This is a genomic window from Paraburkholderia ultramafica (assembly GCF_902859915.1).
GTDB classification, from domain to species: Bacteria; Pseudomonadota; Gammaproteobacteria; order Burkholderiales; family Burkholderiaceae; genus Paraburkholderia; species Paraburkholderia ultramafica.
The window spans coordinates 45,330-70,576 of record NZ_CADIKK010000028.1; the positions used below are offsets into that span (position 1 = coordinate 45,330).

The window sequence follows — 25,247 nt, forward strand, 5'->3', positions numbered from 1 at the left end:
TCAAGGGCAGTAGCTCGACGATGCGGACCTCATCTTGCCTCGAACCCGCTGTCACCCTGGTCGTCCCGATGCCCGCGAGGGGGGCATTCTGTCGTCTCATTCTTGCGTCGGTAATCAACGCGAAGCAGTAGGGATTCCCTCCGATCCGCATGGGTAAAGACCCGCCATCTATCTAAAGCGCAACGCGTCATCTACGCTGCCCGCCGAATTCGAATAAGTGTCTACGACAGCGCGGTCCGAGCCCATCGTGCCGTCAAATGCGTACTCCGACCGGTTTGAAGAACGCCGCTAGGTTGCCCCCTACCCCAAGTGTAGGGGGGTGACCCATCCCAGGCTCCGTCGCTCTTGTCCAGAATCCAGATACGGGCAGATGTAAAAGCTTGAGCAGCCCGCACTCGCAGTAGAGCATGACGTCCAGCGCGTATCGCGCTGGCTGACCCCTGGGACGGAGGTCATATGTTCAGTACCCGCGCATACCTCGGCAGTGTTGCAGCACTGCTGTTACTGCTGTTCGCCATTCCTTCATTCGCCCAGTCGTTCCGGGTGCAATGCCCGCCAACCACGTCGGCGCATCCGACGGCGCTCCCTGCCGGAGCGCCTGAACCAGCCTACACCGGGCCGTCATACACCGGACAGACTTCCACGTCGACAGGCGTCATCAACGGCGCGATCAAGTGCCAGCAGATCTCGGGCGGCGATGGCTACGCAACGATGGGGGCTCATGATCGAACAGAGCCGGCATCCGCTCGAAGTCATCGCTAAAGAAACCGGCTTTCGCGACCGCCGCCATATGCGCGAGGCGTTCGTGCGCGGGTTTGGCGTTCCGCCCCAGACGGTCCGGCGCGACGCGCGCGTCTCACAATCACAATTCACACCAACGTCGTGAGGTGCCTTACGTCGATAAGTTGCAGAAATGGTACCCAATTCAGCATTGTTCGTCAGAAAGCGATTCGGCAAAAGAGCGAAAGGTCGCACTTGTAAACAGTGGAAAGGCTGACATAGCCGAATTCGCTGAGAGCGCGACCCTTTGGGGAGGTGTCGCGCCTCCGGCCGGTGCGAAGCTCAACCGTGCGGCCTCGTCGATGAACACGATCGCCGGGCGAATATCGTTAGCCTCCCGCACGAGGCGTTCCCACGAATCCCGCTGCGCGATAAGGTCGGTGCCACCATTCTGGCGCTCGCGTGGGACAAAAGCTGTCTCACGCCAGCGTTGCCGTTAAAGGGATCGAAGCCAGGCCTTGTTGGCAAAGTGCCGCGAAGTTTTCTTGTCGCGGCGCCTTCTGAACGAACTGGACTTCGAGCAGCTCACCACCACAAAGCACGCCCCGACGTTTACGGTTGCAGAACACACCACATCTGCATGGGCAGGCGGATCCAAGTACAGACCGATCACATCGGCGGCCTTCGTCTCAAAATCCGGATCTTTGGACACCACGCGGGTATCGAGACGATGCGCGCCAGATGCGTTACACCGTTATAAAAGTCACGCCCAATTGCGCGGCCAATTTGCGGCTGCACCGGAGCCTCGAGCCGTTGGCCGGTTTGCGCCATCAAGGCCGATGCTGCTATGGGCAATCCCCCCAATGCGTACCTTCCTCGACTGCTCGTCTTCCCGAAGGATACTCATCTCTCAGATGCCCACCTTCTCTTATCGGCCCAACAGTCTGTCAGATCGAGTCTCGGCTACTACAAAAAAGCGGGCGGCCACCGCCGCCAGCCCTTTTGCTGCTGCGCCTTTACGCCAGTTCCTGCTCGTTCAGCACCGTACGGGAAGCGTGCTCGACGTCCTCTGGGCGGATCTCGTTGACGCTTTCGCGTAGCGCGCGCACCGCGGCGGCATCGATCGCTTTCTGCATAACGGCGTCCGCGTCGGCGATCGAGCGGCCCGCGAGCATATCGAGCAGCCGCGCACGGGTATCCGGCATGATCTCGTAGGTGCTGCCGGCGAGCCTCGTGAGCTTGGCGCTGGCATAGCGCGCCATGTCCTCGCTGCCGGGCACATCGAACAGGATCTTCTCCTCGAAGCGGCCGCCGCGCAGGGCAGCCGAATCGAACTGCTCCAGGTGGTTGGTCGCCGCGATGTAGACGATGTCGCGCATCCGGCCAGCGGCGCCGTCCATTGTGGTGAGGACGTTGTTGGTGAGCGTGGCAACGTTCGAAAACCGCCGGTCGCGCAGGACGTCGTCCGCCTCGTCGATAAAGACGATGGTCGGGCGGATATCGCGCGCCTCGCGCACCAGTTTGTCCCACAACCCGGGATCGGCGACGATTTTGGCGCCGGTCGTCTCCAGGAACGCGAAGTCGCTTTCCTTGGCGAGCGACCTGCCCGCCTCAGTCTTGCCGGTGCCAGGGGGGCCGGCAAACACCAACCCGGCAGGAATGCGGCCACCGATCTTCTCGAGGTTGTACACGTTCTTCATCTTGAAAGCGAGGTCGCGCAGCACCTCCCGCGATTGCTCGGGCATGATGATCTCGTCGATCGGCTTGACGTTCTCCGGCAGCTTGCCCTTGCGCCCTTGCAGCAGGCGCATGGCCTTCATGGCGATATCGAACGTCACGCGCCCCGGGCCAAAGGTGCCGTCATTGCGCATTTCCTTGAGCTGCCCACCGAGCGAATCGAGGCGGCTCGCGCTGAAGCCTTCCCAGCGCTCCGCGAGGTTCGTCAACGTGCCGGTGTAGATGCAGCCCTGGCCGAACGCCGTGTACAGGGTCTTGTTGAGGATCGCCCTGCGGGCCTCGAAGTCGGGCGGGGGCACCTCGATCTTGTAGTCGAAGCGGCCTTCGCGGATCGATGCGCGGTCCAGGTTGTCGATGAAATTGGTCGCCGCCACCAACACCACCGGCGTGCCACGCAGCGACACGATCTCGGTGAGCAGGACGTTGGTCATGTCCTGATCCATCGAGTGCGCACCGCCCGCGTCGCGCGACTTCACGAACGAATCGAATTCGTCGATGAACAGCACGCCCGCGCCCTTGCGCCGTGCTTGGTCAAACACCGCCTTGATCTTCTGCGGGGTCTCGTTGACCCACTTGGAGGCGACGTCGCCGTAGGCGATCGACAGGAACGGCACGTTCAGTTCACCGGCCAGCGCCTCGGCAAACAGGGTCTTGCCGTTGCCCGGCTCGCCAAAGAACAGCATGCCGTTGCGCGATTTAGCGGCAGGCTGTCCCTGCGGCGTACCCTTGCCCTGATCCTGCAAGGCGAGGATCTCCCTCGCGGCAGCCAGCATGCGCTTTTTGGTCTCGGCCATGCCGACGATGGCGCTGAAGTTAAAGCGCGCGCGCTGCACCAGATGATTGAAGGTGTATTCAGGCTGCGGCGGCTGTTTCGGCTGCGCCAGGCCTGACGGCTTTTGGGGAACCGGCGCTCGCGGCTGTTCAGTGGTGACGGTCGGCCTCGGGAGGGGCTCGTGGATGGCTGGCTCTTGAGAGGCTGTCGAAATAGCAGGCTCAGCAGAGCCCGCCGGCATCGCGGACATCACCCTAGCGGCGGGAGTCGATGGTGCAGCCTCAATCGGTTGGGCAGGTCCGGTGCGCGCGACGACAGTCGGCGCAGCGCGCGTGATCTTCGCTTCGAGCGGAACCGTGACAATGCCCCCGTTGATGATAAGTTGGTCCGGCGCGCGGTACGCGCGATACAGCTTCTGAATGCCAAAAAGATTCATGGGTTCCTCGAAAACAGGTTGGGGATGGAGCGACGTACGCTCTTGACTTCTTGTGTCCAGTTTCTCGCGCGACATCGCCAACGCAAGTCGGGGTCGTGCAATTAGGTCATGTGGTACGTCCATACTGGCAGACCCCAGCGGCGGCGATAAAAGCCGCGTGCCTCGCGACGCCGATAGCGCGGTGCGCGTACGGGCACGTGACGTTCCACGCGCCGGCGTCCATGAAGTCGCTTCACGCGTTCGCGAAGCTCTTCACGTGCCTCGCGGCGTTTCCATGCCACGGGACGTGCTATCCCATCGTTCACTCGGCGCCGGAACTCCTCGAGGGAAATGATGCGACGGAGTTTCATTCGAAATCCTTGTGTAATTGGCGATGGGTCGCGGCACATCGCGGCCCGCAGAATTATTTGTGGCGCCGCCTGATCCAGCGGGCGAGCAGAATCAGGGGCCGGATGCAGTCAAGGAAGAAGTCTCGGCACTCTTCGACAAAGACCTTCCAGAGCGGGGGGCGGTCCATTCTTGTTTTCTCCATCGGTAGAAGGCGGGCAAGGCGGCCTAAGCCGAATGCCCGAAAGGAACAGTGCGGGCAGGCGGGACTACCAGACCTTTAATCGATCGCCCGCCCGTCTTGTCGCTGCGAGTTGAATGGCAGTGACAGGACGAGGTTCTCATGGGGTTTGCCAAACGCAAGTCAACGTCTCGGGCGGATTGCCGGAGTCGAGTAGGGTGGGCGCGCTCTGCTGGGGGCAGCCCGTCTAGCGCAGTAAGGCTGGAAGATCCGGGATTCGAGTCCGAGCAAACACCGGGCATCAACGTCAGGGGCGGTCGCCGTAGCGTCGCCAATACAGCAGGGGGCACAATGCGTATTGGCGTTCCCAGATCTCACACGCGGCGCGGTCCGGAGCCGTTCTACCGCAGGCCCGCGCGGCGTCTATGGCTCTAGTTCTGTGTGGCGCGGGTGTCTTACGTCGAGGCCAACGGCTTCTAATATTTGCATCTTGGTCGCTCGCCAATCGCGTCGTTTCGTGCCTGCATTCTGTGCAATACGTTAGAAGCGAATCAGCGGAAACCCAATATAGAAACGGTTTGCCCCGTTCATTCCTCGGGTGCATGGGGTGGAGGTACGCTATGGGGCAGTAGTCAACTCTCCGGACACCGGATACGGTTACCGTGGTTACCCCGCAGTTCTGGCCGGTCGCAAAGAGGTGTGTGTTTTTCTGACTTAAGATAGAAAACACTGTTCACATATACAGCATCTCGCCCGACCGCCAAGCCTTATAACACCGTGGTCTCCCATCAAAAGGCTGTACTGAACCGCCCCGGGTTTGGTGGAGGCTCCAACTCTTGAGAGTGATTCATCGTGTTTTGCCCGACCCCGAAGGATGAAGCACACGACTTCCGGAAATTTCCCATCTGGGGGCCTCACGAAAAGAATCGGGAAACAGGTCTGCGTAGCGCAACTTCTAGCCGCCGCGTCCGCTGCACGTCTTCTCGCAGCGTTGCAGACAGCTGCAGCGCAAAGCGTTTGAAGTTGACTGCATTGGAGGCGGATGCGAGATCCACAACCATACGACAACGACGCTACCGCTCAATCTCAGCCTTGCAACCGTCATTGAGACCAGCGCCCGATTGCCCTTGTCGGGTCGAAAGAGACTTTCAACGACCCTGCGCGAACGATCCATGCATAGCTCCGTAAGTTCCTGGGTAGTTTGCGATTCCGTTGCGGTTGGCGCGTCAACTCGCGATCGCAGACATAGTGTCTGCGTCAACGCGCGCAATGCAACTGCACGAACTTGCGGAGCGATCGGGGCTGAACTGCTACAAAAATCCTGGACAGAAATGAGTGTTAGTGTTTCGACGCGCGTTTCCCTTTTGAGGGAGGTTGGCGATGAAACGCAAACGGTACCCGGCGGAGCAGATCGTGGCCGTGCTCAAATCACAGTTCCGCCTGCTTGCCAGTGGCGGATCTGCAGCGTCAGCTGGGGATCTCCGAGCAGAAGTTTTTACCAGTGGAAGAAGCAGTATGCGGGACTGGAATCGAACCAGCTCCGCGAACTGAAGCAGTTACAGGACGAGAATGCGCGGCTCAAGAAGCTGGTTGCTGAGCTCGGCCTGGACAAGGCGATCCTGCAGGACATTGCTGTAAGAAAGTGGCCCCGCCCGCGCTGAAGAGGCAGGCAGTGAACATTTGTCGTGATACTCGCGCACAAGGACGATGCGGAGCGTGTCTTGCGGGTGCTGGGAAAGCGACTGGGCAAGTATGGACTGGAACTACATCCGGACAAAACCCAGATGATTGATTTCCGCTTCCAACCTCAATCCGGCCAAGGCGATCATCAGGAGCCGTTGGCTACGACCTTCAACTTCCTCGGGTTCACCCACGTGTGGGTGACCTCGGAGAAGGGCAGGGCCATGGTGCGGCAGTTGACCGCCAAAATTCGCGTCGCGCGTACACTCAAAGTAATCAGCCGTGTCTGCCGCGCTATGCGGAACCGGCCGCTTCGCGATCAGCACCAGCGCCTGAGTCGGATGCTCAAGGGGCACTATGCCTACTTTGGCATCAGCGGGAACTATGAGCGCCTGGCGAGCCTGCCGTATCAGGTCGCACGCATCTGGCGCAAGTGGTTGTCGCGCAGGTCGAACGAACGCTCCATGCCATGGGTTGCCTTCACGAGAATATAGCGCATCTCGTCGAGCGTGTGATGTGGGAACTGCCTTCTGAGGTCCAGTTAATTGCGATCGAAGGCGTGCGTCGTCTCGTCGACTACCAGGACTCGGCGTATGCCGCGTGCTATCTGGATCGCTTGGCACGTCTGCAGGACGTGCTGCCCGAGGCCGGTGCGACGTTGCTGCGGGAAACGGCGCGCCATCTTGCGCTGTGGATGTCGTATGAGGACACGATCCGCGTCGCCGATCTCAAGACGCGCGGTTCGCGTTTTGCGCGGGTACGTGGCGAAGTGTCCGTGTAACCGGGTCAACTGCTCGCGATCAACGAGTTTATGCATCCTCGCATCGAGGAGATCTGCGAGGCACTACCTGCCGGACTCGGCCGCTGGCTCGCGAAGCCACATTGGGTGCACAGGTTCGTGCGCCGCTTTGCGCAGTCAGGGCGCGTCGTGCAGACGAGTTCGCTGCGAGGCTATCTGCTACTGTACTTTGTCGCGAGTCTGCGAGGTATGCGCAGGCGCACGCTACGTTACGAACTCGAGAACGCGCGCATCGTGGCATGGCTGGCGCAGATCGTTGAGTCGGCGCAGCATAATCCGGCGCTTGCAACAGAAGTCGCGCAATGCCAGCGCATCGTGAAAGGGTACAGTGACACACACAAGCGCGGCGTGCAAAACTACCAGGCCGTCATGGCGCCCGTGACGAACGCCGGTGCACGGCTCGCACCCGCGACCCTGCGCGAACTGCGTGATGCCGTGCTTGCGGACGAGCACGGGAACACATTGCGCGCGGCGCTCATCCGCCACGCGCTGGCCTGAGCGATGGAAATCACGTCACAGGATCAACAAGCATAGAGACCCCGACGTTTCACGGGCGGCGCGAAAGCCACTTTTCCGGATGTGATCCCGTCGCCACTGCGCGTATCAGCAATACTGTGTGTCTTTCAACCACTTGCTTGAGTTGTGGATCGAAGGGTTGATGCTGGAGGCGAGGTCTGGCTGGTTGTGGTGCATTTCCGGTGCGTCGGTCTGTTACCTGCGGCGACTTGCATTTGAATCCACTACTAAGTCATGCGATTGCGGCGAAGCGGTGATATTGACGAGGCCTTCCCGATCGTTACGCTCGTGCGTGGCCGCAACCGGTCGCAGACGGGCCACGGCTTCGAGTACTCCATAGTCGAAAACGGGTATGCCATCGGCTTGTCGAGAGCGCTGATCCATTGGGTCTGAGTAAATTCGTGGACGTTCGCGGGTCCGCCGTTTCCGGCTGACCCCATTCCTCCGACGGGCACGTGGAATTCGTTGTTGACCATCTGGTCGTTCAAATGCACCATTTCTGCCCGAATTTGCGATGACAGTGCGAACCCGCGCGACAGTGACCGCGTGTGCACAGCGGCCGCAAGACCGCAATCCGACGCATTGACGAGCGCCACCGCTTCGACATCGTCGGCGAACACCGTAACAGGCGCGACGAGCCCGAAGATATCCTCCATGAACGCGGGCATGTCCGCCGTCACGTGAGTCAAGATCGTTGGTTGATAGAAAAGCTTTTCGAATCGTCCTCCCGCCACAAGTGTCGCGCCGGACGCAAGGGTCTTCATGACGATGTCGTCGATCCTGTTGCGTTGCTTCTGATTAGTGAGCGGCCCGAAGTGCACGTGTTCCTTGTACGGATTGCCCACAAGCAGTTTTTGCGCACGTTCGGCGAGTTTCAATGCATAGACATTGGCCAGCGAGCGACGCACGAGGTGCCAGCCTGTCTGCATACAAACTTGTCCTTGATGCATAAAGGCACCCCACGCGCCGCATCGACATACCCATCGTCCAGTACGACGATTGCGTTGTTGCAGCCGAGCTCCAGTGAGACTTTCTTCAGCATCTGTTCGCAAATCTGGCCCATCGATGGGCCAACCACCGTCGAGCCCCTAAACGAAATCATGCCGACCTTCGGTTGGAGCACAAGGGCATTGCCAGTCGCCGGACCATCGGGGACCACGTGAAGGACGCCAGCCGGCAAGACCGCATCTTCCCCCACCTGAGCCAGCATCAAGAGCCACCCGCCACGGCGCTTTGCGGGTCCGGTTTCAGGATGGCCGCGTTGCAGAAGGCGAGGGCCGGCACAACCGAGCGCATCGCGAGAAGAATCGGGAAATTCCGCGGTGCGATCACGCCGACTACGCCAATCGGGAACTGTCGGCACAAGTCCATTCGACCGGGCAGCGCCGACGGGAACAGCGCACCATCCGGTTGCGTTGGCATCGCGGCGGCCATTTGCAGCTGCTCATACGTCGCGTGCAGTTCCCATGCCGCCTTTGCTTGTTGTCATTCATTCGTTGTCTGTCTCCAAGAACATTCGCGCGAATCAGCGTGATACACCTGCGTTCGTCCACGGGGACGACGATCAGACCAGGAAACGGTCGACCTCTTTCTCCCGCCAGATGATTCCCGCGCCGGGCGCATCCCCGAAATGCGCGTTGCCGTCCTTGAATTGCAGAGTGGGCTCGACGATCGGTCCGGCGAGATCCATGCGTTCGAGCCAGTGGCACGTCGGGCTGACCGCCAGCAGATGCGCGCTGAATTCCTGAAAGATGTGGCTGGACATCGGCAGGCCATATTGCTCGGCCAGAGCGCTTGCCCGCAGCCATCCGCTCACGCCGCCAATCTTCATCAAGTCGGGCATGCACAGATCGCAAGCGCGTGCCGCGATCGCTTTAGTCATTTCCTCGGGACCGAACCAGTTTTCGCCTAGCTGAACGGGAATCTGCAATGCGTCGCGAATGGCCGAATGTCCCACGTAGTCGTGCTGCAGCGTCGGCTCCTCGATCCACGCAACGCCTTCCCATTCGAGTGCCTTTCCGCGCTGTATGGCTTCGGGCACCGTCAGCCCCTGGTTGTAGTCGACCATGATCTGTACGGCATCGCCGACCGCTTCGCGAATGGCCCGGACAACCTTGATGTCGTGCTCTAGGGTCGGGTAGCCGATCTTCGTCTTGATCGCAGTGAAACCAGACGCGACCGCATCGGCCGCGCGCTTTTGCGCGAGCTGGACATCATCCATGCTGTGGCTGTCGTACGCAGCCAGTGGCCGTGCCGTGCCACCGAGGAGTTCGACGAGCGGCAAATTGTGCAATTTCGCCTGAGCGTCCCAAATGGCCATGTCGATGCCAGCCGTCGCCATGCGGACGATGCCCGTATGGCCGATCAGGCGGAATCGGGACAGCATAAGTTGGTCGATTGCGAAGGGCGCAAGTGGCATGTCTTTGACGACCGCCGAGAGTTCTTCGACCATCCGCTGCACCGACTTGAGCGCAAGCGGCGTGTACGTGAAGAGGTAGGATGTGCCGATGAAGTTCGCATTCGTCTGCAAGTCTATCAGCACGAGCGGCGACGTCGCCACCGTGCCGACTGCGGTCTTGACTGGATATTGCAGTGGAATGTTGACGGCCCGCGCGCGCAGGCCGGTGATGCGGATGTCGGTCATGGTGCCTCGAAAAGTTGAGTGAGCGGCGAGGGCGCAGATGCGCCGTCATCTGCGTTTGGCCCGTGCGGCCAGAGGAAGTCCCGCGATAGTTGGCCGATGTCGGGGCAGCCGATCTGCGCGAGCGTGGTGTCGATCTCGCTCTTCAACATCGACAATACAGCTTCGACACCGCGCTCACCGTCGGCGGCGAGGCCATACAGCGTTGCGCGGCCGAGCAGTACCGCTTTCGCACCCATCGCGATGGCCTTCACGACGTCGCCGCCGCGACGAATGCCGCTGTCGATCAGCACGGGCGCCGCAATCCGCGACGCTGTCGCGCTAAGCGCTTCGAACGGTGCGACCGCGCTGTCGAGCTGGCGTCCGCCGTGGTTCGACAGGATCACGCCGTCAGCGCCCAGCGCGACGCAGCGCTCAGCGTCGTCGGCCCGGCTGATGCCTTTGACGAGCAGCCGGTGCGGCCAAAGATCGCGCAGCCATTGCAGCCCTTCCCACGAAAAGCTTGCGTCCATCTGCCGGCTCATCAGCGCGGCCTGAAGTTCGGTATCCTTGGCATCGGTGCTCGCGAAGTTCGCGAGCTGCGGCATCCCATGCCGCACGAGGTCGAGCGACCAGCGAGGGTGCAGTATGCCGTCGAGCAGCGTGCGCGGGCTGTACCGCATCGGCATTCCGAAGCCGTTGCGCAGGTCGCGTTCACGCTTGCCGTTGACGCCGACGTCGGTGGTCAGAATCAGCGTCGTGTAGCCGGCGGCGAGCGCGCGCTTCACCAGCGTTTCCGCGAGCCTGCGGTGGACGACGTAGAGCTGGAACCAGATCTCGCCGGTCGCGGCCCTGGCGACGTCCTCGATCGACGCGGTTGATGCGGTCGACAGCGCAAATGGAATGCCAAAGTTTCCAGCCGCTCGCGCGAGCGCCAGGTCGCCGTCGGGCCACAGGATGCCGTTGAGGCCAGTCGGCGCGATGACGAATGGCGCTGACAGCGCCTTGCCGAAGAGTGACGTCCGGATATCGCGCCGGCTGACGTCGACGAGACGGCGAGGCTGAAACTTCACATCATCGAAAACGCGGCGGTTGTGGTGCAGACCGATTTCGTCCTCCGCGCCGCCGTCCAGATAGTCGAACACGATTCGCGGGAGACGCTTCCGTGCAAGTGCACGGAATTCCGCGACATTGACAGGCTGGCTCATCTCCGTCTCCTTCCACATGCGCTCAAGCGCGCGTTTCGACTTCGATGAGGAACGGCTTGTCGCCGGCAAGCGCCTGCTCGAGCGCCGCCTTCAGCGACGCAGCGGAGTTCGCGGGCAGCGCATCGACGCCGTAGCCGCGCGCGAGCGCGCAAAAGTCGAGCCCCGGAACGTCGAGGCCCGGCACGTCGTCGACCTGCAGGACGCCGGCGAACCAGCGCAACGCGCCGTACGTGCCGTTCTTCATGATGATGAAGATTGCGGGAATGCCGTATTGCGCCGCGGTCCAGAGTGCTTGGATTCCATAGTTGGCAGATCCGTCGCCGATCACGCCGATGACCCGCCGTTCAGGCTTCGCGAGCTGGATGCCGACGGCCGCGGGCAGCGCGAACCCCAGTCCGCCCGCAGCGGCGAAGTAATAGCTGCCCGGCTCGGTCATGCGGAGCCGTTGCCACAGGAGGTTGGTGGTCGACGTCGATTCGTTCACGTAGATCGCGTCGCGCGGCGCGACGGTGTCGAGGATATCGAACACACGCTCGGGCGCGAGTGGGCCGGGCAATTCGGGCGCGTGGTCGGGACGCGATAGCGTGTTGGGGATCGGCCGCGGACTGGGCGACACGATTTCGCTCAATACGCGCAACGTGGCGGCGATATCAGCAATGACGGCGTCGCCCATCGGCGCGCGCGCCGCTTCGTTGATGTCGCACGTGATCGAGATCAGCCGGGCACCTTTGGGAAGATAGTCGCCTGGCTCGTACTGGTGATAGCGGAACACCGGTGCACCGACGACCAGAATCAGGTCATGGCCGTCGAGCAGCCTGCTGATACCCGCGATGCTTGCGGGGAGCAGCCCGCGAAAGCACGGATGGGTGGTCGGGAACGCGCAGCGCGGTGCCGAAGGTGCCATCCACACCGGCATCGCGAGCTTCTCGGCGAACTCGACGGCAAAGCGGTTTGCATTGACGGCATCGACGTCGGGCCCGACGACCAGCACCGGATCCTTTGCCTGCTCGAGCGCGTTCGCGAGCGCTGCCAGCATCTGGGCGGAGGGCTGCCCCGCGAGCTCGACGCGGCGGCGCGCGAGATGCTCGACGCCCGGCCCGGCTTCCCGCTGCCAGTCGTCGTACGGTACGGACAGGTAGACGGGCCCGGCGGCGGGCGTCGCCGCCGTGTGAATCGCGCGGGAGAGTGCGAGCGGCACATCCTGCGCGCTGGCCGGCTCGCTGCTCCACTTGACGAGCGGACGCGGGAGACTGGCCGCTTCGGTGTTGGTCAACAACGCTTCGACGCCGACCATCGCACGCACCTGCTGGCCGGCAGTGACGACGAGCGGCGTATGCGAGTTCCATGCGTTCGCGAGTGCGCCCATGGCGTTGCCGGTGCCGGCGGCCGAGTGCAGGTTCACGAGCACGGGCCGCCCCGTCGCCTGCGCGAAGCCGTCGGCCATGCCGACGACCGCTCCCTCATGAAGGCCGAGGATGTAACGGAAATCGGCCGGAAAGTTCTTTAGGAACGGCAGTTCGTTCGAACCCGGATTGCCGAAGATGGTGGTCAAGCCTTGCTCGCGAAGAATGTCGTGGCATGCCTGGTGAACAGTCGTCATTGCAAATCCTTGAGTTAATGCAATGCGCTCATCCTAGGAGTTGGTGCAAAATAAATCCAATCATCGTTTTTTTGTTGAGAAAATAGATGTTATCTATATTTTGACGCCGGCCATGACAACCGACTTGAACCTGATCCGAACATTTGTCGCCATCTACGAGACGCGCAGCGTGAGTGCTGCGGCGAAGCGGCTGAACATTACGCAGCCGTCGGTGAGTTACTCGTTGAACCGGCTGCGCGATCTGCTGCAGGATCCGTTGTTTGCGCGCACGCGTGGCGGCATGGTGCCGACATTCAACGCGACTCAACTGTTCGATGCATTCAAGCGGGCTCTCGACGATATAGATGCGGCCATTGTGGCGACGCGGCAGTTCGACCCGCGGCAATCGAGCCGCAGTTTCCGTCTCGCGTTATCCGACGTGGGTGAACTGCAGTTCTTGCCTCCGCTCGTGCGCGAATTGCAGGCGAGTGCGCCGTCGGTCGGTTTGGAGATCGCGCAACTCGACAGTGAGCGTATCGCCGGATGGCTGCAAACCGGCAGCGTCGATGCGGCAGTCGGAAACCTGCGGTCCGTCGGGGGCCAGACGCGCAAGAGGACGCTGTTCACCGAAAGCTATTCGTGCCTGCTCAGCGCGTCGCACCCGTCAATCCGCGACGCCCTGCTGCTCGATGACTACGTGTCGGCCAATCATGTGGTCGTGGCGCCGTTTACCGGTCACCACCTCGTCGAGGACGTGCTGTCGGAGATGGGGCTGACGCGGCGGATTTCTCTGCGGGTGCCGCACTTCACGAGCCTGGTGGCGGTGATCGAGTCGACCGATCTGCTGCTGACGCTGCCAACCCGCATCGCGCGCGCGTTCGCAAGCGACGGCAGGATGCGCGTCTTGCCACTACCGTTTCCGACGCCGACCTTCGAGGTCAATTTGTATTGGTATCCGCACACGGAAGACTCGGCCGCCCAGCAATGGTTTTGCGACACGATCGCGCGTACGTTGAGCGGTGTCTGAGCGGGCTCGGCATGCCCGCGTTATTCACGATCGTAGTAACCCAATATCAGACGCAACCCGAAAATGCGCTTTCGTGATTCGGCACAAACCCGAGTGCGGTGCTGATGGTTTCGGCTTCCTTGCGCAAGGCGGTCGCAATCGGACCGTCAAGCGAGGAGTCGAACCCACCTGTCGTCCCCAGCGCAGTGAGCGACGCGCAAAGGTGACCGCTGGCATCGAAAAGGGGCGCGGCGACTGCGCTGATTCCCCTCAGATTCGTGTCTTTGACCGTTGCACAGCCTTTTGCGCCTACCGCGCGCTGCAAGTGTCCTATCGGATCGCCCGAATCGAGCTGTGCACGTAACTCGGCGGGGGCATGCGCGAGTTCCTCTTCTGCAAGTTTTCGAACTCGCGACTCATCGAGCAAGGCAAGAAAGAGCCGTCCTGTCGCGGACCAGAGCATCGACATGACCGGGCCTGCGCGAACGTTCACCGTGACGGGCAACCCCGGCTCCTCGAAGCGCATGATCGTCGGTCCGCGATTGCCCATTACCGCAACAAAGCACGTCACTTCCAGGTTCTCGCGTAAGCGCACCAACGACGGTTCGGACGAGCGAATGGGGTCGGCGATGCGCATGGCTGCCAGACCGATGGAAATGCACTGGGGTCCCAGGCAGTACTGCTGCGTCCCCTGGCCCTGAGTGACGAAAGAGTCTTCCATCAGGCTCGCCAGATAGCGATGAACTTTCGCCGGGTTCTCGCGCAGATGGGCGGCGAGGGCGGTCAGCGTCGCACGTCCCCCAAGGGCGGCCAGTTCCTTGAGTACCAGCATCCCGATGGACGCCGACTGCACGCGTTGCCGGCGGTCCCGCGCGGCGCGGGCGTCAGCCTTGGTTTGAGCATCAGCCTAACGAAAGCAGCGCTAGCGCTCTACGGTATTAACCCACGCTGACGAGCAAGTCGCACGACAGCCGCGCGGCGATGAACGCCGAACTTTTCGAAAAGCTTCCTCCAGTACCATTTGACGGTGCTATCCGCCAGCCCAAGCGTTTCCGCTATTTCCCCGGTGTCAAGGCTACGCGCCGTCAGGCGCAGGATCTCAATTTCCCTTTCAGAAAGGGCGCCGCTCTGTTCAGTAGTTGGCGGAGAGGGGGTATCTGAAACACGCGAGGACCGTGGATCGATCCCGGCTGCGCGCGCAATGACGTTCGTGTAGTCCGCGGGCAGCGACTCTGTAGAGGCCGTGTTACTTAGCAGTTCCTCTAGCAGTTCGGAGACGACTATTCCTTCGTCGATGATGCTGCGAATGAAGGGCCCGGAGCTTCCAAGATACAGTGCTTCTGTCAGCGAGCGTCGCGCCGCGTTCGACTCGCCGGCGCGAACGTAAAGGCGAGTTAGCAGGGGCAGCAGGCGGATACTTGAACGGTAGCAGCGACGATCGCGTGTCCACGCAATCCAACGGCGCAATAGATTGATGCTGTCTGCAAGTTCGCCACGTTCGCAGGCGAGTCGGATGTGGGCGATAGCAAACTGCTCCTTTGTCGTGTCTACTTGACCACTAGGAGAGACGGTTCGTAGTCCTTCGGCATATCTTCTGCTTAAGCTTATGCGCTCGGCCTCGCGATATTGGCCGTCTGAAATGAGCAGTCTAATTCGCTCCGCGAGAACGTGTGCGTGTACCCGAGGCAACGTATATCGGTCGGCGATGTGCGTCGCGACGTCCAGAGCTGCATGAGCATCGGAGAAGTTTCTCCGGGTGCGAGCAAGGCTCGCCGTCGTCAAGTGTCGGGCGATGACGGAGTCAACGACACCGAATGCGGGGGAAGTCTCGTTGCACTCGTCAATAAGCTGCTGAGCCTCTTCAAGGCGATCCTCCTCGTAGAGAACTTGTGCTAGCTGAACGCCTGGCATGGACGATAGCGTCGAACGCTCGCCCAGAATCTTATCAGCGAGCCGCTTGGCTTCGCGTAGCGAACGTTCGGCGGCCGATAAATCACCGCACATGAACGAGGTTCCACCCATGACGGTGTCCAGAAAAACATTGCCATACCTTGCACCTGCCGCTATCAACTGTTGTCGAATCGTTTCAGCTTCTGCGAGCGTAAGTTCACAATCGTAGCTTTCCCGCCTGCAGATGATCATTGCTATCGCCACGGAACCATTCATGAACAGATCGCATTCACCGAACCTTTCGTTCCATACGGAGCCGGCACGAAGGGCACCCACTAGATCGTCGGTGATAACCTTGAGCATCACCTCTCGGTGCTCAAGTTTGATGAGCAGACTATGTTCGTTCAGTATGTCGTCACGTCCATCTTCTTCTGCTGCGCACTGGGGGCCGCTGTATAGCAGCTGGCGAACACGCTCGAGGCTCTGCTTAGCCTCGGCAAAATTCCAAAGGATGCTGTTTTCAAATGCAAGTTCCAGCTGAAGTGTCGGTAGCGCATTGGCAATCTCAGCAGGCAATTTCGAAGCGTACGTTTTCAGTATTGCAGTTTGGCCACTTGCAAACAATCCGGTACAGCCAGCGTCGAGAAGCTGTCCTGCGCGCAAGTTATCGCCGATTGAGAAGGCGTGCCCTATGGCGTCGGTCGTATAGCCGTGCGCCTCCAACCAGTTCGCAGCTCTTCGATGGTATTCGATCGCGCTTTCTGGTTGACGTTCGTTGAGTCGTTTCTGAAGCAATTCGGCAAACAGGTGATGGTATCGATACCAAATTCTGTCTCGATCGAGTGACAGCAGAAAAAGGTTTAAGGATTCAAGACAATCAATTATCAAGCGGCTTCCATGTCTGTTTAGTACGAAGTCCGCCAAGTCCGCGTTGAATTTTTCAAGAATCGATGTCGCAAGAAGAAACTCACGGAGTTCTTGAGGAAGATGTAGAACGACCTCTTCCATCAGGAAGTCTTCGATATTTCGATCAGCGCCACTGAACTCGTCAAGAAAGGACTGTACGTCGCCAGACGTGCGCATCGCAATCGCGGCCATTTGCAGGCTGGCTACCCAGCCTTCCGTTTTTTTCCGCAGACGCTCGGCTTGGGCGGGCGATATGATTGGGCCTCCTGTAGCGTCGATAAATGCCTTGGTTTCGTCATCCGAGAAAGCGAGATCATTCGACGACAATTCGAAAACCTCCCCAATCACGCGTAATCGCGCCAAAGGGAGATTCGGCTGTGCCGACATGTGCCGACACGCGATGACGATATGGACCTTATCGAGCGAAGCCGTCAAGATCGAACCAAGAAGAGAAAGTACGTCAGGTTCCTCGATCAGGTGGAAGTCGTCGAAGAAAATGAAGAGGCGCTCGTGCAGCGCGGACAGCTTGTTCAACAACTCTTCCTTGAGCGCGGTCACGGAAGGCAGGTAGGTGATCCCATTAATCTGACCGACGATCGATGATTCGAGTGTCTCAGACATCGCTCCAGACAGGTGCATCGCTTGCCAAAGATGACGATAGAACCGGACGAGGTCGTTGTCGTCCCGATCGATGTTGATCCACGCGACCCGGTGCCGTTGCGTGAGTAGGCTTTCATAGATCTGGCTAAGTAAGCTGCTCTTGCCGTAACCAGCGGGCGCAGTAACTAGTACCAGGCGCCGGTCGCCGTTGCGCACGAAGTCGCGCATGAGCCGTTCCCGTTTAAGGAGTTGCCGGCGCTGGCGTGGAGGGCGAAGCTTGGTGGTGGTTATCGAGGCGATGTTTTGGATTGCTCCTGTCATGTCCTCTCCAATCGAACTTCCAGACTTTCTTGCGAAGTCCTCGTCTCGGCGATCAATATGCGCGCACGCCGGCTTACCCCATGCGACGTTAGTTCAATGACCTATTCAAAATTCCGATTCTGCCTACGCGAGCGAGCCCCAAGCGTGAGCGGTGAGCCGAACATACGTCGTTGGGTGCGGGGCCGCGATGGTATGAAAACACCGCGTCTCAGCAGCCTCAGTGTACTTAACTTATGGGTCGTTGTTGCGGCGTCTTGGGGATCCTTTGGGGCAAGTGCAAGTCAGCCAGCTCGGTTTTATGCTGCATTGCAGCATGGATTTTCCAGGTATTTCTTCTGATACGCCACCCGCCTTTGCGGAGGGCGGCTGTTCCGTCGTCGCTCAGTAGACTGAATACGTATAAGCAAAGTCGTTCGCGCCACTGAGCCCGCGACGGCGGATTATCCCCAAGGAGACGTCATGTTTGTCAAGAGCAGCTGGTACTGCGCTGAATCACGCCAATCATATCGATGATCAGGCGCTGTGAATCCATCGGGAAACCGTGGCAACTGTACTACTGCACGGGCAATCGGCAGAGGACTGCGTTTTACGAAGAACTCCTGGCCTTTGGGACGGAGCGATGCACAGTTCACTTCGACGATGAGGTGTGTTCATGCTCGATGAGCAAACCCCGGATGAGCTGTTGGGAACGGCGAGCAGGATTGGAGTCCGAACATGAACACTTGCGAAGGATCATTGCGTCTGTTAGTTGGAAAGTGGTTCGGGTCGACGCCACTCATGCCCGTTCGTGTGTTTGACTTTGGTCGCGTGACACCGGGCGGAGCTCGATACGTACGCGTTGGCGTGGCCCGCCCAAATCGCACATTGGCGATCGTGTTTTTCCGGCACGGCGATGGTTCATGGAACGTCTTTCCACCAGCTCCAGGAGAACCCTCAATGCAGGCGTACCCGATGGCTGCGTGACGGCAGACATCGACGGAAGGGCGGTCACCTGTCCCGTTGCACTGATGGAAGGAAGTATCAAGAGGTAGAGGAATGGATCTGTCATTGCGCTACAGGCCGCGAACGCTTGACGTCGTTATCTATCCCGGTTTCAAGGCCATCGAGGCCGTGGCCACCATACACGTCTTCGATGACGCGAACGCGCGTCTTGCCGCAGCAGGGCATCCACCCGTGTACGACATGCGGATCACCGCGCCGAACGCCGGTTCGGTCAAGTCCCATACCCTGGTCTCTCTTGAAGCGCATAAGGCACTCAGCACGCTGGCATTGCCTGATATAGCCGTCGTTGTGGGTGCCCCAGACATCGAGCGGGCGCTTGTCGACACGCCATCGATCGTCGACTGGTGCCGGAGCGCGGCACCCCGGATCGGGAGAATGGTCGGCCTTTGCTCGGGCAGCTTCTTTCTCGCTGAAGCTGGTATTTTGAGCGGTAGGCGGGCAACGACGCACTGGAGTGTTGCAGCCTTGCTGAGGAAGCGGTATCCGGACGTGCGTGTACAGCCTGATTCGATCTTCGTTCGTGACGATGAACTGTGGACTTCGGCCGGCGTATCGTCCGGGATGGACCTCGCGCTGGCGATGATTGAGGAAGATCTCGGTCGCGATATCGCGCTCGCTGTTGCACGGGATCTGGTCGTGTATTTAAAGCGCCCGGGCGGCCAGTCGCAGTTCAGCGTTCATCTGAATAGCCAGATGACCGACCATCCCACGATACGCTCCGTACAGGAATGGATCCTGACTACGCTATACAGCGAGTTCACCATTGCCGACCTCGCGAGGCGTGCGGCTATGAGTGAGCGTAACTTTGCGCGTGTTTTTGCGAAAGAAACCGGGCATGGCCCAGCCGAATTCATTGAGATCGCGCGTGTGGAGCTCGCTCGCAGGTTGCTTGAAGAACAGAATCTGCCTATCAAGACGGTGGCTGCCAGAAGTGGTTTCCGCTCCGACGATCTTATGCGTCGAGCGTTCCAGCGACGTTGTGGCGTGGCACCAAGGGAATATCGTGAGCGATTCGCTGGTACAGGAGTAGCGGATCAACTGACTTCCGTTACTCCTGACCTGTAATTCTCGCCGCGATTTGCTTAGATACCCGGCATCGGAATATAGCCAGGAAGCGCCTTCATCCGCTCGATCCAGGCGAGGATGTTGGGGTAGGGTGACAGATCGATTCCGCCTTCGCCTGCAAGGGCCGTATAGGGGAAGCACGCGATATCGGCTACGGTCGAACGGCCCAGCTCCAGCCATTCCCGGTCTGCGAGGTGGGCGTTCAGGATGCCAAAGACGCGATTGGCACCGGCCTGGAGATTCTCGAGGTCCAGCGGATAGTCGAGAATCTTGACAAGTCGAGCCCCCGCCGAGCTCATGATTTCACCGCCGCCCGTGGCAAGCCACTGAGCCACGCGGCCAGCACCTTCGGCGTCCGCCGGAAACCAATTGCCGCTGGAGTCGTACTTTCGCGCAAGATAGACAAGGATCGCCTGAGCATCGCGCAGACGAAGATCGCCGTCTTCGAGGATCGGAATTTCGCCGAACGGGTTCAGCGCAAGATACTTGTCGTTCTTGTGTTCCTTGTTCACAAAATCGACGTTTGTCTTTTCATACTCCTTGCCGAGGATGTTTAGAAACAGGCGGATTTTGTAGCAGCTGCCAGACAGCTCGAAGTCATACAGATGGATCATTGGAACGCTCCTTTCAGAAACCTGTTTCAAATGGGTCGAGCTGCTGCGAACTAACGCAGGCATCGACTGTGGAAGGCGATGTGATCACCGATGAACGTTGAAACAAAGTAATAGCCGTGGTCATAGCCCGTCCGGCGTCGCAGCTCCAGTGGCTGTCCCGAAATCGCACAGGCCATCGCGAGGGCATCCGGGTTCAATTGCTCCAGGAGAAACGGGTCGTTGAGTCCCTGGTCGACCAGTAGTGGAAAGTCAAGACGCCGGTTGAGGTTCAGCAGCAACTCGGAAGCGTCATACTGGGACCAGGTCTCCTGACTGGGTCCAAGGTAGTGGCCAAAGGCCTTTTTCCCCCATTGACACTGCGAAGGAGCCGCGATCGGAGCGAGCGCGGACATTGACCTGAACACATGGCGGTTACGCAAGCCCAGCACCAGAGCACCGTGACCTCCCATTGAATGGCCAGAAACGCCCATCCGGCTCGTGTTCACGGGAAGATGAGTTGCGATTACATCCGGCAGTTCGTGCAGAACGTACGAATACATGCGGTAATGGCGAGACCAAGGTTCCAGGGTGGCATCTATGTAAAAACCGGCCCCGATACCGACATCCCAGGCACCGGGTTCGTCTGCCACGCTGTCTCCGCGTGGACTCGTGTCCGGCGTAATGATGGCTATGCCGTGTTCCGCGGCGTACCGTTGGGCACCAGCCTTGATCGCAAACGTCTCCTCGTTGCAGGTCAATCCCGCGAGAAAGAATAAAACTGGTACCTTCCGGAGCGAAGCCTGCGGTGGGAGATAAGCGCCGAAGCGCATGAACCCTTTCACCGAAGACGACTCATGACGGTAGAACCGCTGTACGCCCCTGAAGCAGGGCTGTTCGGATAAAAGCTCCAACATAGCCGTTGACCCTTGGTCAGAAGAGAACGACCGAGCGGATCGACTCACCCTTTTTCATCAGATCGAAGCCTTCGTTGATCTGCTCGAGCTTAAGATGGTGTGTGATCAGATCGTCGATGTTGATCTTGCCTTCCATGTACCAGTCGACGATCTTCGGCACGTCGGTGCGGCCGCGCGCGCCGCCGAACGCCGAGCCCTTCCACTCGCGCCCCGTCACCAGCTGGAACGGCCGCGTGCTGATCTCTTCGCCCGCTGCCGCCACGCCGATGATGAATGACTGGCCCCAGCCCTTGTGCGTGCATTCGAGCGCCTGACGCATCACCCTGGTGTTGCCGATGCATTCGAACGAATAGTCGGCGCCGCCGTCGGTGAGCTGCACGATATGATCGACCACGTTGTCGACTTCGTTCGGGTTGATGAAGTGCGTCATGCCGAATTTCGTGGCCAGCTCGACGCGGTCCGGATTGATGTCGACGCCGATTATCCTGTCGGCACCGACCATTTTGGCGCCTTGGATCACGTTCAAACCGATACCGCCCAGGCCGAACACCGCCACGTTCGCGCCTGCCTCGACCTTCGCCGAATACACCACGGCGCCGACGCCCGTCGTCACGCCGCAGCCGATGTAGCAGATCTTGTCGAACGGCGCGTCTTCACGCACCTTCGCGACCGCGATTTCCGGCACGACGATGTAGTTCGAGAACGTGGACGTGCCCATGTAGTGAAACAGCGGCTTGCCGTCGAGCGAGAAACGCGAGGTGGCGTCCGGCATCAGCCCGTTGCCTTGGGTCGCACGGATCGCCTGACACAGGTTGGTCTTGCGCGACAGGCAGAACTTGCACTGGCGGCATTCCGGCGTGTAGAGCGGAATCACGTGATCGCCCTTCTTCAGCGTGCCGACGCCGGGACCGACATCGACGATCACGCCCGCGCCTTCGTGGCCGAGAATCGCCGGGAAGAGGCCTTCCGGATCGGCGCCGGACAGCGTGTAGCAGTCGGTGTGGCAGATGCCCGTCGCCTTCACTTCGATCAGGACTTCACCGGCGCGCGGCCCTTCCAGATCGACTTCTTCGATCGTCAGCGGGGCGCCGGCTTTCCATGCAACTGCAGCTTTCGTCTTCATGATTGGATTTCCATCGCAATGCTGATTGAACGACCGTCACGTTAAGCGCAGATTTCTCTGCTCTGCCAAACCGACCTGCTGAATGGCAGTAATCGACGGTTCATTGGCAAGAATCCTGTATCTGTTGGCGGGGGGCAAATCCGACATCACATGGCGGCGCAAGGTTGAGTAAGCGCCGTCAACAACAAGGCGCCGTTGCCGGCCCCTTGCCGGTTGAGTGATCGTCATCAGAATGGATCGTCGGTGCCGTGGACGTGAGGATTGTCGGGAGGTGCGCGTTGCAAGCGCAGCAGATTATGCAGCGCGAGCTGATAGTGCACGCAGATTCGCTCTCGCAGATCGTCGGTGAGTTCGACGACGGTGTCCGTTTTCGCGGGTCAACTCCAGTTGCGTCGGCGTCTTGGGGATCCGTTGGGGCAAGTGCAAGTCAGCCAGCTCGTTTTATGATTCATTGCAGGATTGGTTTTCCAGGTATTTCTTCTGATACGCCACCCGCCTTTGCGGAGGGCGGCGGTTCCGTCGTCGCTCAGTAGACTGAATACGTATAAGCAAAGTCGTTCGCGCCACTGAACCCGCGACGGCAGATTATCTTCAAGGAGACGTCATGTTTGTCAAGAACAGCTGGTACTGCGCTGGATGGGACTACGAACTGAGCCAAGGCAAGGAAGCCTTGCTGACACGGCGGATTGCCGGTGAGGAGCTGGTTCTTTATAGAAAGCCGGATGGCAGCGTCGTGGCAATGGAGGATCGCTGCTGCCACCGTCAAGCGCCACTTAGTCTCGGCAAGAAGGAAGGCGACGCGCTCCGATGCATGTACCACGGATTGAAGTTCGGCCCGGATGGAAAATGTGTCGAGATTCCTGGGCAGGAGAACATTCCGCCACAGGCCTGTGTTCGTACCTTTCCGGTCGTCGAGAAAAACAACTGGATTTGGGTGTGGATGGGGGATCCGGAAAAGGCAGATCCAGACCTGATCTGCTTCTCAGTCGGCCCAGGCGACAGGAACTGGAACATCAAGACGTCGAAAGTGCGCGTCAATGCAAACTACCGGCTTGAAATTGCAAACCTGATGGATCTAAGCCATGTGACTTGGGTGCACGAGCACACGTTCGGCGGGACAGATGCCTACACCTATGCCGATGCGAAACATACGCTGACCAAACGCGGGGTAAATTCGAAATTCTGGTTGCGAGGCGTCCCGGCGCCGGTCTTTGCACAACATCTGTTTCCACAAGGCGCGCTGTTCGATCTTCGATTTGATGTCGAGATGACGATCCCCTGCAACTTCGTCCTGCATTTCCAGGTCTGGACGCCTGGCTCGGCGACGGATGATGGGGAGCCGACTGGTCAAATGATTCTCGACAGTTATGCAAGCCAGGCTATTACGCCGCGCGACGAGGATTCGGTCGACTACTACTACGCGTGGGGATCGAGCGTCGCGACGGATGGGCCGGGTATGAGCGACATGCTGCACGAGACGATCACTACGGCATTCATTGAGGATAAGGAGATGCTTGAGGCGCAGCACCAGCGAATGAAGGAGCGGCCGAACAAGAAGATGATCGAGATCGTTCACGACGCGGCTCCTGGCAAGCTGCTGTGGGTGCTGGACAAGCTTCTGAAGGACGAGGCGTCGGAAGCGGCTCAAGCTCCCGAACTGGCCGCTTCGTAACGCATCAAATTGACCTGCAAGGGTGCACACACAGGGCACATATCCTGCGACATACACAAGGTGTGGAAATGGATAGGACGATCACCCTGGAGGTGACGAACGTTCGCTGCGAGGCGAGGGACGTCATGGTGCTGGAATTGAGAGACCTCACGAGGAGGGAACTCCCGCCATTTACGGCTGGATCCCACCTCGAGCTGAAGCTCTCGACCTTGATGCGGCGGCATTACTCGCTATGCAATGATCCGGATGAGCGCGGTCGCTATTGCATTGGAGTCGGATTGGCGAAGGAAAGTCGCGGTGGATCGAAGTTCATCCACGAACACGTACGGGTGGGTTCGCGGCTTGAGGTCAGTACACCGCGCAACAACTTTGCCTTTGTTGATTCCGGTGATGCGTCGGTCTTCGTGGCAGGTGGCATCGGCATTACACCAATCATGTCGATGATCAGGCGCTGTGAATCCATCGGGAAACCGTGGCAACTGTACTACTGCACGCGCAGTCGGCAGAGGACTGCATTTTACGAAGAACTCACGACATTTGGGACGGAGCGATGCAAATTTCACTTCGACGATGAGGAACAGGGGCGGTTTTTCGATGCGGGGCGCGTGACGGAGCGAGTCGGCCCGAATTCGCATATCTACTGCTGCGGACCGACCGCGCTCATGGAGGCGGTGAAATCCGTGACGGCGAAGCTGGATGATGATCAGGTGCACTTCGAGTGGTTCACATCGACCGAAACGCTCCGGACAGACGACCGGCCGTTCTTCGTTACGCTCAAAAGTTCCGGCGAGCGCTACGAGATACCCATCGGCGAGAGCATCCTGGATGTGCTCGAGCGGCACGATCATCTGATTCCATTCTCATGTAGGGAAGGATTGTGCGCGACGTGCAAGACGTGTGTTGTATCCGGCGTGCCGGACCATCGAGATCAGGTGATGTCCGAGAGCGAGAAGGCTCGAAATGATCAGATCTTGATCTGCGTGTCGCGAGCGAAATCGGATGAGCTCGTGCTCGATCTTTAACGAGGGTAGTCCTCAATTGGGCTGACTGTAAATGGCGGACGCCCATGTGTACGTTGCGACGTCACCGGAAGTGACGATAACCAGCACAGGAAGTGAGTGCTCTCGCGGTCCGGAATAGTGCAGAACCCCGGCGTTGCTGTTTCACGAGCCCGGAAGTCCGGCAGCACAGTCGATGCTCGCGCTTCCAGAAGATCCGAACATAGCCGCCGCCATCACGGCGCCCGTCGGGGCGTTGGGCTGCGCCGGAAAGTTCGCTTGGCCCATTTCCGAGCGCGATCTGGCTACGAGGCTGCATCGCCTCACGGCACCCCTCCTGCTGGTTTGGGGCCGAAACGACAAGCTCGCTCCGGCCGCGCACGTCGACGAATGGCGTGCCCAACTGAGCGATCGCAGAGCCACTGTCGTCGACAACTGCCGCCATATTCCGCAGTTCGAGACACCACAGGAAACCATGGCCGCCGTGAGCAATTTTCTTCAACTCGAATAGGCATCACGTAGCACGCGGTAGACAGGTGGAAATCTTGGTGAGGGTGTTCGTATCGCCGCGCCATCCAGACA

Annotated in this window: 18 protein-coding genes and 5 pseudogenes; 10 read left to right on the forward strand and 13 right to left on the reverse strand. The window is 59.7% G+C overall.

All coding sequences use genetic code 11. From position 1 onward, the window contains the following. Positions 1–456 precede the first annotated feature (456 nt). Both HV744_RS37615 and HV744_RS25900 read left to right on the forward strand, forming a co-directional pair. A pseudogene (locus HV744_RS37615) lies at positions 457–714 on the forward strand (multicopper oxidase domain-containing protein); the annotation flags it as partial. 7 nt (positions 715–721) lie between these two features. Next, positions 722–886 (forward strand): hypothetical protein, encoded by a 165-nt coding sequence (locus HV744_RS25900; protein ID WP_425497839.1) that lies wholly within the window; start codon positions 722–724, stop codon positions 884–886. Positions 887–1,345: 459 nt separating this feature from the next. Here HV744_RS25900 and HV744_RS37620 read toward each other — a convergent pair. Together HV744_RS37620 and HV744_RS25905 are read right to left on the reverse strand one after the other, a co-directional pair. Further along, positions 1,346–1,547, reverse strand: a pseudogene (locus tag HV744_RS37620) (IS630 family transposase); the annotation flags it as partial. Between the two features lie 189 nt (positions 1,548–1,736). Then, positions 1,737–3,665 carry an ATP-binding protein gene (locus HV744_RS25905; RefSeq protein ID WP_175152225.1) on the reverse strand — a complete coding sequence of 643 codons (1,929 nt, stop codon included), beginning with the start codon at positions 3,663–3,665 and terminating at the stop codon, positions 1,737–1,739. A 1,888-nt stretch (positions 3,666–5,553) separates the two neighbouring features. On the opposite strand from HV744_RS25905, the pseudogene HV744_RS25910 reads away from it, so the two are divergent. From HV744_RS25910 to HV744_RS37625, 3 genes and pseudogenes are all read left to right on the forward strand, one after another. Beyond that, a pseudogene (locus tag HV744_RS25910) lies at positions 5,554–5,863 on the forward strand (transposase); the annotation flags it as partial. Then, positions 5,859–6,347 (forward strand): RNA-dependent RNA polymerase family protein, encoded by a 489-nt coding sequence (locus HV744_RS25915; RefSeq protein ID WP_175152182.1) that lies wholly within the window; start codon positions 5,859–5,861, stop codon positions 6,345–6,347. The pseudogene HV744_RS25910 and the gene HV744_RS25915, both read left to right, overlap by 5 nt. After that, positions 6,344–7,150: pseudogene (locus HV744_RS37625) on the forward strand (DUF6537 domain-containing protein); the annotation flags it as partial. The gene HV744_RS25915 and the pseudogene HV744_RS37625, both read left to right, overlap by 4 nt. A gap of 245 nt (positions 7,151–7,395) precedes the next feature. Here HV744_RS37625 and HV744_RS37630 read toward each other — a convergent pair. The 5 genes and pseudogenes from HV744_RS37630 to mdlC form a co-directional block, all read right to left on the reverse strand. Next, a pseudogene (locus HV744_RS37630) lies at positions 7,396–8,378 on the reverse strand (aldehyde dehydrogenase family protein). Then, positions 8,378–8,602, reverse strand: a complete 225-nt coding sequence (locus tag HV744_RS37635; protein ID WP_246279195.1) for an aldehyde dehydrogenase family protein — start codon at positions 8,600–8,602, stop codon at positions 8,378–8,380. Before HV744_RS37635 ends, HV744_RS37630 begins: the two are co-directional and overlap by 1 nt. A gap of 130 nt (positions 8,603–8,732) precedes the next feature. Continuing rightward, positions 8,733–9,812, reverse strand: coding sequence for an enolase C-terminal domain-like protein (locus HV744_RS25935; protein WP_175152228.1), 1,080 nt, complete (start codon positions 9,810–9,812; stop codon positions 8,733–8,735). Next, positions 9,809–10,996: an alpha-hydroxy-acid oxidizing protein gene (locus tag HV744_RS25940; protein ID WP_175152229.1), complete on the reverse strand. Its 1,188-nt coding sequence runs from the start codon at positions 10,994–10,996 to the stop codon at positions 9,809–9,811. The genes HV744_RS25935 and HV744_RS25940 overlap by 4 nt, the downstream gene beginning before the upstream one ends. Positions 10,997–11,018: 22 nt before the next feature. Next, positions 11,019–12,596 carry a benzoylformate decarboxylase gene (mdlC, locus tag HV744_RS25945; RefSeq protein WP_175152230.1) on the reverse strand — a complete coding sequence of 526 codons (1,578 nt, stop codon included), beginning with the start codon at positions 12,594–12,596 and terminating at the stop codon, positions 11,019–11,021. Positions 12,597–12,708: 112 nt separating this feature from the next. Between mdlC and HV744_RS25950 the strand changes: the two genes are divergently transcribed. Then, positions 12,709–13,602, forward strand: coding sequence for a LysR family transcriptional regulator (locus HV744_RS25950; RefSeq protein WP_175152231.1), 894 nt, complete (start codon positions 12,709–12,711; stop codon positions 13,600–13,602). A gap of 46 nt (positions 13,603–13,648) precedes the next feature. Here HV744_RS25950 and HV744_RS25955 read toward each other — a convergent pair whose 3' ends face one another. Together HV744_RS25955 and HV744_RS25960 are read right to left on the reverse strand one after the other, a co-directional pair. Next, a complete protein-coding gene (locus HV744_RS25955; RefSeq protein WP_246279196.1) occupies positions 13,649–14,434 on the reverse strand; it encodes an IclR family transcriptional regulator in 786 nt (261 codons plus the stop codon). A gap of 77 nt (positions 14,435–14,511) precedes the next feature. Beyond that, complete coding sequence (locus HV744_RS25960) at positions 14,512–17,298, reverse strand: winged helix-turn-helix domain-containing protein (protein ID WP_175152233.1); 2,787 nt, start codon at positions 17,296–17,298, stop codon at positions 14,512–14,514. A 1,035-nt stretch (positions 17,299–18,333) separates the two neighbouring features. Here HV744_RS25960 and HV744_RS25965 point away from each other — a divergent pair. Beyond that, positions 18,334–19,365: a GlxA family transcriptional regulator gene (locus tag HV744_RS25965; RefSeq protein WP_175152234.1), complete on the forward strand. Its 1,032-nt coding sequence runs from the start codon at positions 18,334–18,336 to the stop codon at positions 19,363–19,365. A 17-nt stretch (positions 19,366–19,382) separates the two neighbouring features. Here HV744_RS25965 and HV744_RS25970 read toward each other — a convergent pair whose 3' ends face one another. Genes HV744_RS25970 through HV744_RS25985 form a run of 4 tightly spaced genes read right to left on the reverse strand, consistent with a single transcriptional unit; the run spans position 19,383 to position 22,223 of the window. Next, a complete protein-coding gene (locus HV744_RS25970) occupies positions 19,383–19,979 on the reverse strand; it encodes a glutathione S-transferase family protein (RefSeq protein WP_175152235.1) in 597 nt (198 codons plus the stop codon). Between the two features lie 50 nt (positions 19,980–20,029). After that, positions 20,030–20,872 (reverse strand): S-formylglutathione hydrolase, encoded by an 843-nt coding sequence (fghA, locus tag HV744_RS25975; RefSeq protein ID WP_175152236.1) that lies wholly within the window; start codon positions 20,870–20,872, stop codon positions 20,030–20,032. Positions 20,873–20,888: 16 nt separating this feature from the next. Further along, on the reverse strand, positions 20,889–21,995 hold the full coding sequence (locus HV744_RS25980) for an S-(hydroxymethyl)glutathione dehydrogenase/class III alcohol dehydrogenase (protein ID WP_175152237.1): 1,107 nt from the start codon (positions 21,993–21,995) through the stop codon (positions 20,889–20,891). A gap of 36 nt (positions 21,996–22,031) precedes the next feature. Next, on the reverse strand, positions 22,032–22,223 hold the full coding sequence (locus tag HV744_RS25985; RefSeq protein WP_175152238.1) for a hypothetical protein: 192 nt from the start codon (positions 22,221–22,223) through the stop codon (positions 22,032–22,034). Between the two features lie 376 nt (positions 22,224–22,599). Here HV744_RS25985 and HV744_RS25990 point away from each other — a divergent pair, with 376 nt between their 5' ends. The 3 genes from HV744_RS25990 (at position 22,600) to HV744_RS26000 (ending at position 25,176) form a co-directional block, all read left to right on the forward strand. Then, the gene (locus tag HV744_RS25990) at positions 22,600–23,667 is read left to right on the forward strand and encodes an aromatic ring-hydroxylating oxygenase subunit alpha (protein ID WP_175152239.1); all 1,068 of its coding nucleotides are present in this window, start codon (positions 22,600–22,602) and stop codon (positions 23,665–23,667) included. 68 nt (positions 23,668–23,735) lie between these two features. Further along, positions 23,736–24,689: a PDR/VanB family oxidoreductase gene (locus tag HV744_RS25995; RefSeq protein WP_175152240.1), complete on the forward strand. Its 954-nt coding sequence runs from the start codon at positions 23,736–23,738 to the stop codon at positions 24,687–24,689. Positions 24,690–24,861: 172 nt separating this feature from the next. Then, positions 24,862–25,176 carry an alpha/beta fold hydrolase gene (locus HV744_RS26000; RefSeq protein ID WP_175152241.1) on the forward strand — a complete coding sequence of 105 codons (315 nt, stop codon included), beginning with the start codon at positions 24,862–24,864 and terminating at the stop codon, positions 25,174–25,176. Positions 25,177–25,247 lie beyond the last annotated feature (71 nt).

Coding starts and splice junctions, on each gene's coding strand:
- HV744_RS25935 (WP_175152228.1), bottom strand. CDS start 9,812: ATGACCGACATCCGCATCACCGGCCTGCGCGCGCGGGCCGTCAACATT.
- HV744_RS25990 (WP_175152239.1), top strand. CDS start 22,600: ATGTTTGTCAAGAACAGCTGGTACTGCGCTGGATGGGACTACGAACTG.
- mdlC (WP_175152230.1), bottom strand. CDS start 12,596: ATGACGACTGTTCACCAGGCATGCCACGACATTCTTCGCGAGCAAGGC.
- HV744_RS25905 (WP_175152225.1), bottom strand. CDS start 3,665: ATGAATCTTTTTGGCATTCAGAAGCTGTATCGCGCGTACCGCGCGCCG.
- HV744_RS25995 (WP_175152240.1), top strand. CDS start 23,736: ATGGATAGGACGATCACCCTGGAGGTGACGAACGTTCGCTGCGAGGCG.
- HV744_RS25900 (WP_425497839.1), top strand. CDS start 722: ATGATCGAACAGAGCCGGCATCCGCTCGAAGTCATCGCTAAAGAAACC.
- HV744_RS25940 (WP_175152229.1), bottom strand. CDS start 10,996: ATGAGCCAGCCTGTCAATGTCGCGGAATTCCGTGCACTTGCACGGAAG.
- HV744_RS25970 (WP_175152235.1), bottom strand. CDS start 19,979: ATGATCCATCTGTATGACTTCGAGCTGTCTGGCAGCTGCTACAAAATC.
- HV744_RS26000 (WP_175152241.1), top strand. CDS start 24,862: ATGCTCGCGCTTCCAGAAGATCCGAACATAGCCGCCGCCATCACGGCG.
- HV744_RS25980 (WP_175152237.1), bottom strand. CDS start 21,995: ATGAAGACGAAAGCTGCAGTTGCATGGAAAGCCGGCGCCCCGCTGACG.
- HV744_RS25960 (WP_175152233.1), bottom strand. CDS start 17,298: ATGACAGGAGCAATCCAAAACATCGCCTCGATAACCACCACCAAGCTT.
- HV744_RS25985 (WP_175152238.1), bottom strand. CDS start 22,223: ATGACGATCACTCAACCGGCAAGGGGCCGGCAACGGCGCCTTGTTGTT.
- HV744_RS25965 (WP_175152234.1), top strand. CDS start 18,334: ATGGATCTGTCATTGCGCTACAGGCCGCGAACGCTTGACGTCGTTATC.
- HV744_RS25950 (WP_175152231.1), top strand. CDS start 12,709: ATGACAACCGACTTGAACCTGATCCGAACATTTGTCGCCATCTACGAG.
- fghA (WP_175152236.1), bottom strand. CDS start 20,872: ATGTTGGAGCTTTTATCCGAACAGCCCTGCTTCAGGGGCGTACAGCGG.
- HV744_RS37635 (WP_246279195.1), bottom strand. CDS start 8,602: ATGGCCGCCGCGATGCCAACGCAACCGGATGGTGCGCTGTTCCCGTCG.